13 protein-coding genes are annotated in these 14,910 nt (G+C 72.2%); 4 read left to right on the top strand and 9 right to left on the bottom strand.

Translation table 11 applies throughout. The features are described from left to right. Positions 1–5: 5 nt before the first annotated feature. Together AB0J33_RS20285 and lipA are read right to left on the bottom strand one after the other, a co-directional pair. Entirely contained in the window at positions 6–1,712 is a 1,707-nt protein-coding gene (locus tag AB0J33_RS20285; RefSeq protein ID WP_363615542.1) for a hypothetical protein, read from the bottom strand. Positions 1,713–1,765: 53 nt separating this feature from the next. Further along, positions 1,766–2,761, bottom strand: a complete 996-nt coding sequence (gene lipA / locus AB0J33_RS20280; protein ID WP_363615541.1) for a lipoyl synthase — start codon at positions 2,759–2,761, stop codon at positions 1,766–1,768. A gap of 453 nt (positions 2,762–3,214) precedes the next feature. Here lipA and aspS point away from each other — a divergent pair, with 453 nt between their 5' ends. Next, entirely contained in the window at positions 3,215–4,501 is a 1,287-nt protein-coding gene (aspS, locus tag AB0J33_RS20275; protein WP_363615540.1) for an aspartate--tRNA(Asn) ligase, read from the top strand. An 81-nt stretch (positions 4,502–4,582) separates the two neighbouring features. On the opposite strand, the gene AB0J33_RS20270 is transcribed toward aspS, so the two are convergent. The 3 genes from AB0J33_RS20270 to AB0J33_RS20260 form a co-directional block, all read right to left on the bottom strand. After that, positions 4,583–4,975, bottom strand: a complete 393-nt coding sequence (locus AB0J33_RS20270) for a VOC family protein (protein ID WP_363615539.1) — start codon at positions 4,973–4,975, stop codon at positions 4,583–4,585. A 48-nt stretch (positions 4,976–5,023) separates the two neighbouring features. Beyond that, positions 5,024–5,665 carry a lipoyl(octanoyl) transferase LipB gene (gene lipB, locus AB0J33_RS20265; RefSeq protein WP_363615538.1) on the bottom strand — a complete coding sequence of 214 codons (642 nt, stop codon included), beginning with the start codon at positions 5,663–5,665 and terminating at the stop codon, positions 5,024–5,026. Positions 5,666–5,820: 155 nt separating this feature from the next. After that, complete coding sequence (locus tag AB0J33_RS20260) at positions 5,821–7,653, bottom strand: DUF2079 domain-containing protein (protein ID WP_363615537.1); 1,833 nt, start codon at positions 7,651–7,653, stop codon at positions 5,821–5,823. A 219-nt stretch (positions 7,654–7,872) separates the two neighbouring features. On the opposite strand from AB0J33_RS20260, the gene AB0J33_RS20255 reads away from it, so the two are divergent. Continuing rightward, positions 7,873–9,093, top strand: coding sequence for a PHB depolymerase family esterase (locus AB0J33_RS20255; protein ID WP_363615580.1), 1,221 nt, complete (start codon positions 7,873–7,875; stop codon positions 9,091–9,093). 109 nt (positions 9,094–9,202) lie between these two features. Here AB0J33_RS20255 and AB0J33_RS20250 read toward each other — a convergent pair whose 3' ends face one another. Continuing rightward, entirely contained in the window at positions 9,203–10,102 is a 900-nt protein-coding gene (locus tag AB0J33_RS20250) for a TIGR01777 family oxidoreductase (protein ID WP_363615536.1), read from the bottom strand. A gap of 153 nt (positions 10,103–10,255) precedes the next feature. Then, positions 10,256–11,245 (bottom strand): aldo/keto reductase, encoded by a 990-nt coding sequence (locus AB0J33_RS20245; RefSeq protein ID WP_363615535.1) that lies wholly within the window; start codon positions 11,243–11,245, stop codon positions 10,256–10,258. 56 nt (positions 11,246–11,301) lie between these two features. On the opposite strand from AB0J33_RS20245, the gene AB0J33_RS20240 reads away from it, so the two are divergent. Beyond that, positions 11,302–11,751, top strand: coding sequence for a MerR family transcriptional regulator (locus tag AB0J33_RS20240; protein ID WP_363615534.1), 450 nt, complete (start codon positions 11,302–11,304; stop codon positions 11,749–11,751). 29 nt (positions 11,752–11,780) lie between these two features. Here AB0J33_RS20240 and AB0J33_RS20235 read toward each other — a convergent pair whose 3' ends face one another. Continuing rightward, positions 11,781–12,269 (bottom strand): hemerythrin domain-containing protein, encoded by a 489-nt coding sequence (locus AB0J33_RS20235; RefSeq protein WP_363615533.1) that lies wholly within the window; start codon positions 12,267–12,269, stop codon positions 11,781–11,783. Positions 12,270–12,476: 207 nt separating this feature from the next. Next, positions 12,477–13,751 (bottom strand): low temperature requirement protein A, encoded by a 1,275-nt coding sequence (locus AB0J33_RS20230; protein ID WP_363615532.1) that lies wholly within the window; start codon positions 13,749–13,751, stop codon positions 12,477–12,479. A gap of 213 nt (positions 13,752–13,964) precedes the next feature. Here AB0J33_RS20230 and AB0J33_RS20225 point away from each other — a divergent pair, with 213 nt between their 5' ends. Next, entirely contained in the window at positions 13,965–14,900 is a 936-nt protein-coding gene (locus AB0J33_RS20225; RefSeq protein WP_363615531.1) for an SDR family NAD(P)-dependent oxidoreductase, read from the top strand. Positions 14,901–14,910 lie beyond the last annotated feature (10 nt).

Here is a 14,910-nt window from a genome sequence, read left to right as displayed (position 1 = left end):
CTGGATCAGCGTGGCAGGTAGATGCGCCAGCCCTCGATGGTGACCAGGTCGAGGCTGCCCGGTGCGGCGCGCTGCCGCTCGTCGAGCGCGTGGGCCAGCGGCGAGCCGGTCGGGGCGACCCAGGCCGGGGCCGTCGCGCGTTCCACCTCCCGGCGGTACGCGGGGTAGCGGTCGAAACCGGGGCGCAGGGTGTCGTCGACGACCGCGCAGACCAGCTCCTCGGCGCTGGCGAAGGTGAGGCGGTTGCAGGTCCAGTAGCCGGCGTGGACCTGGCGTATCCCGAGGTGGCGCAGGGTGTCCACCAGTTCGGCGTGCCGGGCCTCGGCGGCCCGGGTCGCCGGGACGGTCTGCGCTGCCCGCCAGGTGGCGTGGGCGGCGGTGCCCAGCGTGGCGGCGAGCACCACCACCGCGACCGGTCGGGCCAGCGTCGACACGACGCCGCGCCGACCGCTGACGAACGTCGACGCGACGCCGCGCCCACCGCTGACGAACGGCGGCACCCCGTGCCGGGCCACCGTCCACACCGGCCAGAGCAGCGCCGGCAGGGAGATGAGCAGGCAGGACAGGTAGCGGGAACTCTCCACCGGGGTGAGACCGGCGGCACTGCTCAGGGTGTACGCGCCGAGGGTGGCCACCGCGGCCAGCACCAGCGCCAGCCGGACCGCCGCCGCCACCCGGGGCGACACGACGCCGGGGTCGGCAGGGCCAGGGTCGCGGGTGCGCAGGGCCTGCCAGGCGGTGACGCCGGCGACGGCCAGCAGCAGTGGCAGGGCGAGCGCCCACCACAGTTGCCAGGTGGCGCACTGCCCGGGGGAGCAGAAGCCCATGCCCAGTCCGGGGCCGAGCAGTAGGCCGCCGGTCAGCCGGTCGGCCCAACCCGCGGTGGCGTTCGCGCCGCTGGCCGTGAGCACGGCGTCCAGGGGGTTCCGGCCGTTCAGCAGGCTGTGCAGCAGCAGCGGGGCTGCCCCCAGCACGGCCGCCGCCCCGAGCAGCGCCCCGGCGGCCCCCCACAGCTCCCGGCGGCAGAACCCGACGAGCACCACGCCGGTCGCCGCGACGTACGGCAGCACCAGCGGGTCGACCCAGAGCATCAGCCCGGCCAGGAACCCCCATGTCGCCCAACCCGCCAGCCGCCGGCCGGGTCGCCGAGCGTCGGTCGACCCCCGTCCGGGTCGGCCGCTGGCCAGCTGCACGGCGAGCAGGGCCAGCGCCGCCCCGGCCGCGTTCATCTCGGGGTAGCCGCCACCGGCGATCAGCTGGTTCTTGATGATCCGGTCGGAGCCGAGGGCCAGCAGCGCCACCACCAGCAGCCCGAACCACCGGTCCCCGGTCAGCCGCAGCGTCAACCGCCAGGCCAGCAGCAGGAACAGCGCGTACAGCGCCAGTGTGGGCAGTCGCAGGCCGAGCAGCGACGGTGCGCCGGCCAGGGCGAACACCGGCGCGGCCAGGTACGCCTCCAGCGTGCCCATGTACTGCTGGCCGTAGAACCAGACCGGGAAGCCCTCGCCCTGGGCGATGTGCAGCGCGGCCAGCCCCATGGTGGCCTCGTCGCTGTTCGTCGCCGGTGTGGCGTGCGCCAGCAGCCAGAGCCGGTAACCCACGCCGGCCAGCACGGCCAACCCGGTGAGCCAGCCGACCAGGCCGGGACGCGCGCCCGGCCGCGGGCGTGGAGTGCCCTCGCCGCGCGGCTGCTCGCGTACGCCGACGGTCATCACAGGATCATGACACCCGAACGCCGAGCAGCCGTGCGGCGCTGCCGGCGGTGTCAGCTGGCGGTGGCGACCGAAGCGGCGGCGCGGGCGTCGATGGCCTGCTGGTAGAGCCGGCCGGCCCGGTACGACGAGCGCACCAGCGGCCCGCTCATCACCCCGGCGAAGCCGATCTCCTCGGCCTCCTCGCGCAGCTCCACGAACTCCTCCGGCTTGACCCAGCGAGTCACCGGGTGGTGCCGGGGCGAGGGGCGCAGGTACTGGGTGATGGTGATCAGCTCACAGCCGGCCTCGTGCAGGTCGCGCAGCGCCTGCGAGACCTCGGCCCGCTCCTCGCCCATGCCCAGGATGAGGTTGCTCTTGGTGACCAGGCCGTCGGCGCGGGCCTGCCGGATCACGTCGAGTGAGCGGTCGTAGCGGAACGCCGGCCGGATGCGCTTGAAGATGCGCGGCACGGTCTCCACGTTGTGGGCCAGCACCTCGGGGCGGGAGCCGAAGACCTCGGCCAGCTGCTCGGGGACGGCGTTGAAGTCCGGAATCAGCAGCTCGACGCCGCAGCCGGGCTGAAGGGCGTGGATCTGTCGGACGGTCTCGGCGTACAGCCAGGCGCCGCCGTCGGGCAGGTCGTCGCGGGCGACGCCGGTGATGGTGGCGTAACGCAGCCCCATCGAGACCACCGACTCGGCGACGCGACGCGGCTCGTCGGCGTCGAACTCGGCCGGCTTGCCGGTGTCGATCTGGCAGAAGTCGCAGCGCCGGGTGCACTGGTCACCGCCGATGAGGAAGGTGGCCTCGCGGTCTTCCCAACACTCGTAGATGTTGGGGCAGCCGGCCTCCTGGCAGACGGTGTGCAGCCCCTCACGCGAGACGAGCCCGCGCAGCTGGGTGTACTCCGGGCCCATCTTGGCCTTGACCTTGATCCATGGCGGTTTGCGCTCGATCGGCGTCTCGGCGTTGCGCGCCTCGATCCGCAGCAGACGCCGCCCCTCGGGGGCCGCCGTTGCGGTGCGCGCTGCCTGGCCGGTCGTCGGCGCGGAGTGCTCGATCGTCACGAAAATGAGCCTACGCCGGACGGCGGGTGTCTATGTGCGTCAGGCGACCGGCGTCACGCCGCAGACGTTGTGACGCCGGACACCGGCCCGTCGAAAAACGGCGTCACAGACGGGTGGATCGGGTGCTACGGTCTCGGCCAACAGCGACGACGGAGCCGAGTAGCGCCCGACCCGCCAGAGCAGAGAGCCGCCGGTGCTGAGAGGCGGTCTGGTGCCGGTGCGCGAAGACCCTCCCGAGCTGCGGGAAGAACGGCTGCGGCTCACCCCGTGCCCAGTAGAGCCCGCCCGGCTGGCCCCGGTCATCAGGCGACGAACGAGGCCCCCGCTTCGGCGGGGGCGAAGGTGTGGTGGCACCGCGAGGTTCCCGCTCGCCCACACCTCCCTGGGGCTGATGCGACGCTTCGCCACCCCCGGGCGGCGACGGCGTGGCGATCGACCGAGGAGCAGCCCGCCATGCAACGAACCCTGTCCCATCACCTGCCCGCCCAGATCGGCGCGACCGTGCGGATCGCCGGGTGGGTGCACCGCCGCCGACTGCTCAAGTCGGTGGCCTTCCTGATCGTGCGGGACGCCGCCGGCCTGGCCCAGGTGGTCGTCACCGACCCGGCCGTCCGCGCCGAACTGGAGAAACTCACCGAGGAGACGATCGTCGAGGTAACCGCGACGGTCACCGCGAACGAGACGGCGCCCGCCGGGGTCGAGCTGACCGACCCGACGGTACGTCCACTCGGACCGCCCGCCGTGGCGCCACCGTTCGACCTGTACCGGCCGGCGCTCACCGCGAGCCTGCCCACCCAGTTGGACAACGCGCCCACCGCGCTGCGGCACCCCACCCGGTCGGCCGCCCTACGGATCTCGGCGGCTGCGGTGGCCGGGTTCCGGGCCGCCCTCGACGCCCACGAGTTCGTGGAGATCCACACCCCGAAGGTGGTCAGCTCCAGCACCGAGAGCGGGGCGAACGTGTTCGCGCTGGACTGGTTCGGCCGGCCCGCGTACCTGGCCCAGTCGCCGCAGTTCTACAAGCAGTTGATGGTCGGTGTCTTCGAACGCGTCTACGAGGTGGGGCCGGTCTTCCGGGCCGAGCCGCACGACACGGTCCGGCACCTCGCGCAGTACACGTCGCTCGACGCGGAGCTGGGTTTCGTCGCCGACCACCGGGACGTGATGCGGGTGCTGCGCGACACCCTGGCCGGGATGCTGGGCGCGGTGGGCGAGCGGGCCGGTGCCGCCCTGGCGACGCTCGGCGTCACGCCACCGCGGGTGCCGGCGGAGATCCCGGCGGTGCACTTCACCGAGGCGCTGACCATCGCCGGTGCGCCCGCCGACGAGCCGGACCTGGCACCCGCGCACGAACGGGCGCTCGGGGAGTGGGCCCGCCGCGAACACCGGTCGGACTTCCTCTTCGTCACCGGCTACCCGATGGCGAAACGGCCCTTCTACACCCACCCGGACCCGGCGCGGCCCGCGTACTCGAACGGGTTTGACCTGCTCTTCCGTGGTCTGGAGCTGGTCACCGGCGGGCAGCGGCTGCACCGGCACGCCGACTACCTGGCGGCGTTGGCGGCCCGGGGCGAACCGGTCGAGCCGTACGCCGGTTACCTGGACGCGTTCCGGCACGGCATGCCACCGCACGGTGGCTTCGCCATCGGCCTGGAACGGTTCGTGGCCCGGCTGGTCGGCGCGGCGAACGTCCGCGAGGTCACCGCGTTCCCGCGTGACCTGCACCGCCTGACTCCGTAAGGGGGTGCCCTGCCGGCCCACTCGATCGGGTGAGGGGGCCGGCGGGGATCAGGCGGGGCCGAGCGGCCCAGAGGTTGGGGTTCAGGCCGGGCCGAGCAGGTCCCAGCGGTTGCCGGCGATGTCCCGGAAGACGGCGACCCGGCCGTACGGCTCGGTGCGCGGCGGCTTGACGAACTCGACGTGCCTCTCGACCATCCGGCGGTAGATGGCGTCGAAGTCGTCGACCTGGAGGAAGAACCCGACGCGCCCGTGGGTCTGGTCGCCCACCGCGGCCTGCTGCCGCTCGCCGTCGGCGCGGGCCAGCAGCAGCCCGGTGCCCCCGCCCGGCGGGCGGACCACCACCCAGCGCTTCGGCCGCCCGTCGTTGGTCAGCGACGGGGTGTCCTCGGCCAGCTCGAAGCCGAGTACGTCGGTGAAGAAGGCGATGGCCGGGTCGTACTCGGTGACGACGACGGTGACGAGATCGATCTGCACCGGCCGAGAGTAGGCCGGCCGTCGGTCACCCCGACGTGCGGCCGGGTCTCAGACCTCGATCAGGGTGGGGAGCCGGCGCTCGACCACCGGCAGCACGTCGGCCACGCTGATCGGGCGGCCCAGCTCGGCGCTGAGCGAGGTGACGCCGGCGTCCCGGATGCCGCACGGCACGATCCGGTCGAAGTACGTCAGGTCGCAGTCGCAGTTGATCGAGAAGCCGTGCAGGGTGACGCCCCGGGCCACCCGGATGCCGATGGCGGCCACCTTGCGGGCCGGCCCCCGGTCGTCCTCGGGCACCCAGACCCCGCTGCGCCCCTCGACCCGACCGGCGGTCAACCCGAACTCGGCGCACACGTCGATGAGCAACTCCTCCGTCCGGCGGACGTAGGCGACCACGTCCACCGGGTCGGGCAGGCGCAGGATCGGGTAACCGACGAGCTGCCCCGGACCATGCCAGGTGATCTTGCCGCCGCGGTCCACGTCGACGACCGGAGTGCCGTCCACGGGCCGGTCCCACGGTTCGGTGCGCTTGCCCGCCGTGTAGACGCTCGGGTGCTCCAGCAGCAGCACGGTGTCGCCACGCTCGCCAGCCACCACCGACTCGTGCAGGCGTCGCTGCTCGTCCCAGGCGGCCTGGTAGTCGAGCAGGCCGGCACGGACGGCCGCGAGGCCGGGGGTCGTCGTCGTCACGGCGTCCAGCCTAGTCCCGTTCGCGGTGATCATCCCTGGTGAGCCGCCTCACCAGCCGCCCCGCAGCGCCCGGCTCGGGCGGCGCTGCCGCCCGCTGGTGGGTCCAGCGAACGGGCGGCGGCCGATCACGGTGCCCCGATCGGTCGGGCGGCGGCCTAGCGGTCGGCCGGTGGGATCCGCCAGAGCCAGACGTCGTCGACCCGTTGCGGCTCCCCGAACAGGGCGACGCCGGTACGCCGCAGCGCCTCCTCGTCGACCTCGAACTTCGCGCCGTGCACCTGGTCGGCGAGCACCACCGTCTCGATGCGCCAGTGCCGCAGATCCGACTGGACCTCCCGGATCGTCCCGTCGGTGACGATCGGAACCAGCCCGGTGCGGCCGGCCTGGTCCATCAGCGCGCTCAGGGTGCGCGGCACCGGGCCGATCCGGCCCCGCCCGTCCGGCCCGCCGGGGCCCAGGAAGAAGCCGCCCGGGATCTCGAACTCGCCCTGCCGGTGCGACAACGCGTACGCCTGCCACCGCTGGCCGTCCGGGTAGATGTCCACGGTCAGCGGCACCGGGGTCAGCACCCCGTCCGGGGAGACGTAGTCCCGCCAGGTGCCCGAGGTGATGAACCGGGGGATCGGCTCCCGCTCGTCGGTCAGCAGCGGGGTGGGCAGCAGTGGCACCAGGGCCACCGCGAAGCCGAGCAGCCAGGCCAGCTCCGTGGAGCGGTGCCGGGGTGGCGCGGCGCGCAACTGGTCGACGGCGTACGCCAACAGCAGCCCGATCACCGGTGCGACCACCAGCGCCAGCCGGGCCGGCAGCGCGGCGTTCACCACCGGAAGTTGCGCGACCAGGTCGAACGGCATGGGGAGGTCGGTGCGTCGTCCGTCGACCTTCGCGACCGGCCCGAACGAGAGCACCGTGAAGGCCAGGGCGAGAGCGCCCAACGCCCAGAGGGTGGCCCGACGGTGCGCGTCGGCCCGTCGCCACAGCGCGACGAAGCAGACCACGGTGAGCACCAGCAGCGGGATGCCGAAGAAGGAGTTCTCCTCGGTCGGGTTCGGCGCCAGCGAGGTGCCCAGCCCCGCCTCGCCGGCCAGCGAGCGACGCGGGAAGGCGGCGAACGCCGCGATGTCCTCGGAGTGGATCAACGGGTCGAAGCCGGTGCCGTGGAACCGTTGCGGCCCGGCGAAGTGCAGCCACAACGGGTACGACAGCAGCGCACCGGAGACCAGGGCCGTCACCCCGAGCCCGCGCAGGAAGTTGGGCAGCGCGGCGCGTGCCTCGACCCGGTTCGCCGGGTGCAGCGCCCAGATGGCGACGAACACCCCGAGCGCCAGCGCGGTGAAGAAGAGCCCCTCGGCGGCGATCGAGAAGGCCACCGCGACCAGCACGCCCAGGATCACCCCGTCGCGCAGCCGGTGCCCGGCCCGGCGCAGCGCGAACAGCCGCCAGATCAGCAGCGGCACCAGCCAGCCGGCCGTCCAGTTCAGGTGCGCGTTGGCGTGCGACACCATGCCGGGGGAGTAGGCGATGAACAGGGCGCCGACCCCGGCGGCCAACTGGCTGCGGACCAGGTGCCGGGAGAGCAGCCAGTACCAGACCAGCGCGGTGGCGAGCAGGTTCAGGGTGAGGATCACCAGGAACGTCGCCGGTGGCCCGATCAGGTACGTGAGCGGGGCGAAGACCACCGCGTACACCGTGATCGAGGTGTTGACCGCGAGGTTCACGCCGTCCGGGACGTTGATCAGGTACGTGAAGAGCGGGTTCTCCCCGTGGGTGACCGCGTGCCCGCCGAAGGCCAGCAGCCATTCGAACAGCGCCTGGTCGCTGGAGTTGACGGTGATGGTGCGGACGTTCGGGTCCCGCCACAGCCCGCTGGTCACCCAGACGGCGAGCGCGAGCGCCACCAGCACGACGATGAGGTCGGCCCGGCGGTCCCGGACGGTGCGCGGCGGTGACGCGGGTGCGGGCCCGGTGGCCAGCGACGGGGAGGACGGCACGCAGCGGACGTTACCAACCGGACCTGGACGGGCCGGTCAGACCTGCAAGGAGGGGACCGTTGGGGACGGATTCCGCCCGCCTCGTCGACGGTTCGGCGTACACAGCGCCCGTCGTGAATGTGTGACTGTGCCCCATGTCATAGCGGCGACACATCGTCGTAACGTCTCGGCAACTCGACCGTGACCCAGTTCACAGTCCGCCCCTTCCAGGAGGCCGCCGTGCGCCGCTCCTCATCCACCCTCACCCGGCTGCTCGGTGCGGCCGCCGGGCTCGTCCTCGCCGCCGCGGGCGTGGTCGCCGTCGCCGCGCCCGCCCAGGCCGCCACCCTCACCCAGGTCACCGGGTTCGGCTCCAACCCAGGCAACCTCGCCATGTACGCCTACCGGCCGGACGGCCTGCCGGCCAACTCCCCGGCCGTCGTCCTGCTGCACGGGTGCACCCAGAACGCCTCCAGCTACTTCTCCGGCTCCGGCTGGCAGAAGTACGCCGACCAGTGGAAGTTCGCCCTGATCGTCGCCCAGCAACCCAGCGGCAACAACGCCAACTCGTGCTTCAACTTCTTCGAGGCCGGGGACACCACCCGGGGTCAGGGCGAGGCGCTGTCGATCAAGCAGATGGTCGACCACGCCAAGGCGAACTTCGGGGTGAACGGCTCCCGGGTCTTCGTCAGCGGGCTCTCCGCGGGCGGGGCGATGAGCGCGGTCATGCTGGCCACCTACCCGGACGTCTTCGCCGCCGGATCGATCATCGCGGGCATTCCGTACCGCTGCGCCACCAGCATGGTCAACGCGTTCAGCTGCATGAATCCCGGCTCGGACAAGACCCCGGCCGCGTGGGGCGACCTGGTCCGCGGCGCGTACTCCGGCTACACCGGCCCGCGTCCCCGGGTGGCGATCTGGCACGGCACCTCGGACACCACGGTCACCCCGCTCAACGGCACCGAGTCCCGCGACCAGTGGACCAACGTGCGGGGCGTGTCACAGACCCCGACCAGCACCTCGTCGCTGCCCGGCAACACCAGCCTCGAGGTCTACGGCAACGACGACGTGCGGCTGTACCGGATCTCCGGGATGGGCCACGGCACCCCGGTCGACCCGGGCTCCGCCACCGAGCAGTGCGGCACCGCCGGCGCCTACTTCCTGGACACCATCTGCTCGACGTACCGTGACGCGCTCTTCTTCGGTCTGAACGGCGGCGGTGGCACCACCCCGACCCCGACCCCGACGGCCACCCCCACCCCCACCCCCACGCCGACCCCGACGACCCCGCCGACGTGCGTGACGGCCAGCAACTACGCGCACGTGACGGCCGGTCGGGCGTACCAGTCCGGCGGTTACGCCTACGCCAACGGCTCGAACCAGCGGATGGGCCTCTACAACACCTTCTACACCAGCGCCCTCAAGCAGACCGCCCCCAACTACTGGGTGATCGGCTGCTGAACCCCACCCCACCCCACCCTGTTGACCATGACGTTGTTGCCAGGACACGCCGAGGCGAGTGGCAATAACTTCATGATCAACAGGGGTGGGGTGGGGTGGTCCGGGGGGTTTAGGGGGTTAGGGCTGCTTTGAGGGCTTCGGGGAGGGTTTGGTGGTGGTAAGGGTAGGCGGCTCGGGTTAGCACGCCGGGGAGGACTCGGGTGCTGGTGAGGGCCTCGTGGGCGAAGCCGCCGAGGACCACCTTGAGGGCAAGCGCGGGGATCGGAACGATCGCCGGGCGGTGCAGCTGCCGGGCCAACTCCCGGGTGAACTCGGCGTTGGTGACCGGCGCCGGCCCCACCACGTTGACCGGGCCGGCGATGTCGTCGTGTTCCAGCAGGAAACGGGTCGCGTCCAGCCAGTCGGCCATCGAGATCCACGGCAGCCACTGCCGGCCGCTGCCCAACCGGCCGGCGATGCCCAGCTTGAACGGCAGCAGCTGCGGTTTGAGCATTCCGCCGTCGCGGTGCAGCGGCAGGCCGGTGCGCAGCCGGACCACCCGTACCCCGGCGTCCTCGGCCGGCCGGGTCGCGGCCTCCCACACCCGGCAGACGTCGGCCAGAAAGCCCTCCCCGGCCGGCGCGTCCTCCTCGACCACCCGGTCGCCGGTGTTGCCGTACCACCCGACGGCCGACGAGTTGAGCAGCACCCGGGGGCGGTCCGCGGCAGCGAGCCCGGCGATGGTGGTCGCCAGCGTGGTGGTGCTGTCCACCCGACTGGTGCGGATCAACCGTCGGTAGTCGTCGTCCCAGCGCTTGTCGCCGACGCCCGCGCCGGCCAGGTTGACCACCGCGTCCACCTCGGCCACCACGGCCGGGTCGAGCTGCCCGGCGGCCGGGTCCCACTGTCGTTCCTGCGGCGCGCGCGGCCCCCTGCGGACGAGCCTGGTGATCTGGTGCCCGTCGGCGGCGAGCCGGTCGCCCAACCGGGTGCCGAGGAAGCCGGACGCGCCGGCCAGCAGAATCCGCATACTCCCATCTTCGTCCAAACCCCCGCGCCCGGACGCACCCCCGGGCACTCCTCCCTCGCCGATCTTGCACTTTCCGTCGCCGTTTTACCCTGATACACACCTTTTGGGAGAGCAGCAACTGCAAGATCGGCGAGGGGGTGGGTGGGGTGGGGGTCAGGGTTTGCGGAGGTCGGCCAGGAGGGTTTCCACCTCGGCGTAGGAGTCCGGGCTCAGGGGGCCGAGCGCCAGGGTGGCCAGGTTCTCGTCGGCTTGGGCCACCGTGCGCAGGCCCGGGATCGGCACGGTACGCGGGCTGCGCGCGAGCAACCAACCGAGCGCGCCCTGGGCCAGGGTGCGCCCGTCGGCGGTGAGCGCGGCTCGGACCTGGTCGACCCGGGCCGCCCAGCGTGGCGTCGGTCGGCCGTCGGTGAACCACTCCAACCACTCCGGTGCCCGCCCGCGTACGTCGTCCGTCCCGACCGCCCGGGTCGACCCGGTGAGCAGTCCCATCGCCAGCGGGCCACGGTTGAGGCTGACCAGGTCGTGCTTGTCGCAGACCGCCAGCACCGCCGCGTTGTCGTGCAGCACCGACTCGTCGTGCTGGATCGCCGCGCAGTGCGGGCCGGCAGCCGCGAAAGCCTCCGCCGAGGCCGGATTGTCGGTGCTCCAGCCGTACGCCCGGATCTTGCCCTGGTCGACCAGGGACTCCAGGGTGTCGACCAGATCGAGCGCGGCGGGCACCGGCAGTGCGTTGATGTGCAGCTGGTAGAGGTCGACGTAGTCGGTGCCCAACCGGCGCAGTGAGTCGTCCAGGCTGCGCACCGCGAAGGCCGGGCTGGCGTCGGTGCCGAGCGCCCGCCGGGTGGCCTCCTCGCTGACATTTCCGAACTTGGTGGCGATCACCACGCTGTCCCGACGCCCGGCCAGGGCCTTACCGAGGATCCGTTCGCTGTGCCCGGCGCCGTAGTTGCTGGCGGTGTCGAAGAGGTTCACCCCGAGATCGAGCGCCCGGTGGATGGTACGGATCGACTCGTCGTCGTCCACCTCGCCCCAGCCGAACGGCTGCCGATCGTCACCCCACAGCGGGCCACCAATGGCCCAGCATCCCATCCCGATCGCGCTGACTGTGATGCCGCTGCGTCCCAGCGTCCGTGTCGTCGTCATGGTCAACACTCTCCAACCTGGAGTGCGCTCCAGGTCAAGGACTACCATCTCGCGACATGAGCGGTTACGCCCCCTCGGAGGCCGCCCGCCGCAGCGGCTTCAGCCTGGACACCCTGCGGTACTACGAGAAGATTGGCCTGCTGGCGGACGTGGAGCGCACGGCGGGCGGGCAGCGGGTCTTCACCGACGACGACCTCAGCTGGCTGCTGCTGTTCCGCTGCCTGCGCGACACCGGGATGCCGATAGCGCAGATGCGTCGCTACGCGCAACTGGCCCGCGCTGGTGAGCACACCGCCGCCGAGCGGCACGAGTTGCTGCACCACCACGCGGCGCGGGTCGAGGAGCAGATGCGACTGCTCCAGCGTCAGTACGATCACCTCCGGGAGAAGATCCGCTTCTACGAGCGGCTGCCCGGTGCCGTCCGGGAGTCGCAGATCGAGCAGCCGACGGTGGCAGCGGGCCAGGCGGCGGGCCAGGTGGCAGCGGGCCAGGTGGCGGCGGGCTAGGCGGTGGCCGGGGTGCGGCGGGCCAGCCGTCAGTCGGGAACGTGCGGCGGCGTGGTCAGGCCGAGCAGTTCCTCGGTCGTTCCGACTCGGCCGGTGAGCGCGTTCAGCGCGGTGACCAGCCGTTTCTCCTCGTAGCGGAAGTGCGACTCCAGCAGGGCGGCCAATCCGCCCAGCTCGGCGCGTACCTGGGCGACGGGCAGCGCCGCGTCGCCGCCCAGCAGGTCTTCGACCCGCGTCAGGATGCCCGCGACCACCTCGTGGTCGGTGATCAGGTTGTCGATGACCGGACGCAGCTCGGGGACCTCCTCCGCCAGCACCCGGAACGCGCCCGCGTCCTCGCCGGTGTGGTGCCGGCCCAGTGCGGCGCAGAAGGTCAGGCAGTGCGCCCGTAGATCCCGAGATGGGGTGTCGAGGCTTGCCTGGAGGCGGGCCAGTTCCGCGCTGAGCCAGAGGTGGATCTCGATCATCTGATTGCCGACGGCGGCGAGCCGGCCGGCCGGTGAACCGGTTGGATGCATGTTCGTCCCATGCTGTCCCCGCGCCTCCATGCCCACGGCGGCCTTCGTGCCGGGTGCACCGCGACGCTGTCCGGGAGTCTAGGGCCCCCGGTCGCTCGTGCGCACCCGGGAGCGCCGTGCTCAGGGCTGGTCGGCTGGGAGCGCCGTGCTCAGGGCTGGTCGGCCGGGAGCGCCGTGCTCAGGGCTGGTCGTCCGGGAGCGCCGTGCTCAGGGCGTGGTCGGCTCGTCGGTCTCCCGGACGTCGTGCCAGCGCGCGCGCCAGGCGGCCTCGTGAGCCTCGTGGGTGGTCCGCTCCTGGAAGACGGCGGCCCGCAACGCGTGCCGGGACTGCGACATCACCATCACCTCCACGGCCACCAGGGCCACGCAGATCACGGTCGCCAGGCTGAGCGCGCCCAGCGCCGGCAGGTGCTGGCCGACCGGGAGGGCCGCGATGAGCACCACGATGACGCCGATGCGGGTCCAGGTGACGGTGTGCAGGGTGCGCAGCTGGAAGAGCAGATTGACGGCGAAGTAGCAGATCAACCCGCCGAAGAGCATCGGCACCGCCGGTCCGTCGACCTTCTCGGTGATCCCGCCGGCCGGGTCGGTGATCTTGTGTAGGATCTCCTCGTTGCCGATCGAGAAGAGGATCACTCCGGCGATCATCGGCAGGTAGAGATACGCGTACGCGTCGCGGGCCGTCGCCACCCGGGGGCCACCCTCCGACGCGTGCAGGGCGATCCGGGCGGCCGGCCCGATGAAGTCGAAGTGCGCCCACCAGAGGGCGGCGGTGACCACGATGCCGAGCGCGGCGGCCGCCACCGCCGGCCAGGTGACCGGCTTGCCGAGCAGGTTGCCGCCCACACCCGTGGAAATGATCGACTCGCCCAGCGCGATGATCAGGATGAGGTCGTAGCGTTCGGTCCAGTGCTCGGCGCTGGTCACGCCCCAACCCCAGGTCCCGACGATGAAGCCGGTGGCGTACTGCACCACCACCACGACGATCCACAGCCCGTCGCGGACCAGGGCGGCCTGGTCGGGGTCGGTGATCCGCGGCGGGATCAGCGCGGCGGCCAGCAGCAGCACGATGCTCACCGCCAACTCCGGGGCGAACCGCCACAGTTGCCGCCGTTCCTGCGGGCTGTCCCGCACGACGTGCTGATAGAGGACCATGTGTACGGCCCGGACCACGACGTAGCTGATGGCCACCAGCATCGGCCCGGCGGCGCTTCCGTTCGGATCGCTGAACGCCTGCGGCAGCGCCAGCGCGAACGCGAACAGCGCGACCATCGCGATCACCATGAGCACCGGGACGTAGCCCTCGCCGAGCCGGACCCGGGTGGCGACCAGACTGTGCACCACCCAGATCCACCAGAGCACGGCGAGCACCAGGCCGGCGTGCAGCAGCTGCCGACCGGAGATGTTCGCGGCGGTCGCCCGGGTGATGATGAAGAACGAGAAGACGAAGACCAGGTCGAAGAAGACCTCGAACTTGTCCACCCGGGCACCGGGAGCGATCGGGACGGCCGGTCCCAGTTGTCCGCCCCGCCGGTAGCCCACGGTCCCACTCTGGCAGCGTCCGGCCTGTTCGGAGACCGGAACGGCGATGGCGACGCCCGGTCTGGCGTTACCTCCGGTCCGGTCGGGGAAACACCGGCACCGCGGCCTCGCGTAGCGGGCGGGCGTTCGGCCCACCCGGGACAAGGATGGACAATGACGACGAACAATCCGATCACCACTTCGTTCGCCCATCACTCCACGGCGATGGACGTGATCCGGGGCGTGGATCTCGTGGGGCGGCGGGCGATCGTCACCGGCGGGTCCTCCGGGATCGGCGTGGAGACCGCCCGCGCCCTGGCCAGCGCCGGCGCGGAGGTCACCCTGGCCGTCCGCAACCCGGACGCGGGTCAGCAGGCCGCGAACGACATCACCGGCACCACCGGCAACGACCGCGTCCTGGTCGCCCCGCTCGACCTCGCCAACCAGGAGTCGGTCGCCGACTTCGTGGCCAATTGGGACGGCCCGTTGCACATCCTGGTCAACAACGCCGGCATCATGGCCGCACCCCTGTCCCGCACCCCGCAGGGCTGGGAGATGCAGTTCGCCACCAACCACCTGGGGCACTTCGCCCTCGCCACCGGGCTGCACCGGGCGCTCGCGTCCGGCGACGGGGCCCGGATCGCCTCGGTCAGCTCCGCCGCCCACCTGCGCTCACCGGTGGTCTTCGAGGACATCCAGTACGACCGCCGCGAGTACGAGCCGTGGCAGGCGTACGGGCAGTCCAAGACGGCCAACGTGCTCTTCGCCGTGGAGGCCACCCGGCGCTGGGCCGACGACGGCATCTTCACCAACTCGCTGATGCCCGGCGCGATCCGGACCAACCTACAGCGGTACGTCAGCGAGGAGGAGCTGAACCGGCTGCGCGCCGGCAACGCGGCGGCCTGGAAGAGCGTCGAGCAGGGCGCCGCCACCTCCGTGCTGGTCGCCGCCTCGCCGCTGCTCGACGGCGTGGGCGGGCGTTACTTCGAGGACTGTCAGCAGGCCGCCCCCGCCCAACCGGGCGGGCGGACGGGCGTCGCCGACTACGCGCTGGACCCGGAGGCCGCCGAGCGGCTCTGGCAGCTTTCGACCGCCCTGCTGAAGGGCTGAGGGCCGGAAC

Source organism: Micromonospora sp. NPDC049645 (assembly GCF_040675155.1).
Classification (GTDB): domain Bacteria; phylum Actinomycetota; class Actinomycetes; order Mycobacteriales; family Micromonosporaceae; genus Micromonospora.
The sequence above is the reverse complement of the archived record's forward strand: the minus strand, read 5'-3'. Positions and strand labels throughout refer to the sequence as shown.

Bases quoted from the DNA above. Each gene is read 5' to 3' on its own strand.
- AB0J33_RS20240 (WP_363615534.1), top strand. From the start codon at position 11,302: ATGAGCGGTTACGCCCCCTCGGAGGCCGCCCGCCGCAGCGGCTTCAGC.
- AB0J33_RS20245 (WP_363615535.1), bottom strand. From the start codon at position 11,245: ATGACGACGACACGGACGCTGGGACGCAGCGGCATCACAGTCAGCGCG.
- AB0J33_RS20235 (WP_363615533.1), bottom strand. From the start codon at position 12,269: ATGCATCCAACCGGTTCACCGGCCGGCCGGCTCGCCGCCGTCGGCAAT.
- AB0J33_RS20250 (WP_363615536.1), bottom strand. From the start codon at position 10,102: ATGCGGATTCTGCTGGCCGGCGCGTCCGGCTTCCTCGGCACCCGGTTG.
- AB0J33_RS20285 (WP_363615542.1), bottom strand. From the start codon at position 1,712: ATGACCGTCGGCGTACGCGAGCAGCCGCGCGGCGAGGGCACTCCACGC.
- aspS (WP_363615540.1), top strand. From the start codon at position 3,215: ATGCAACGAACCCTGTCCCATCACCTGCCCGCCCAGATCGGCGCGACC.
- AB0J33_RS20225 (WP_363615531.1), top strand. From the start codon at position 13,965: ATGACGACGAACAATCCGATCACCACTTCGTTCGCCCATCACTCCACG.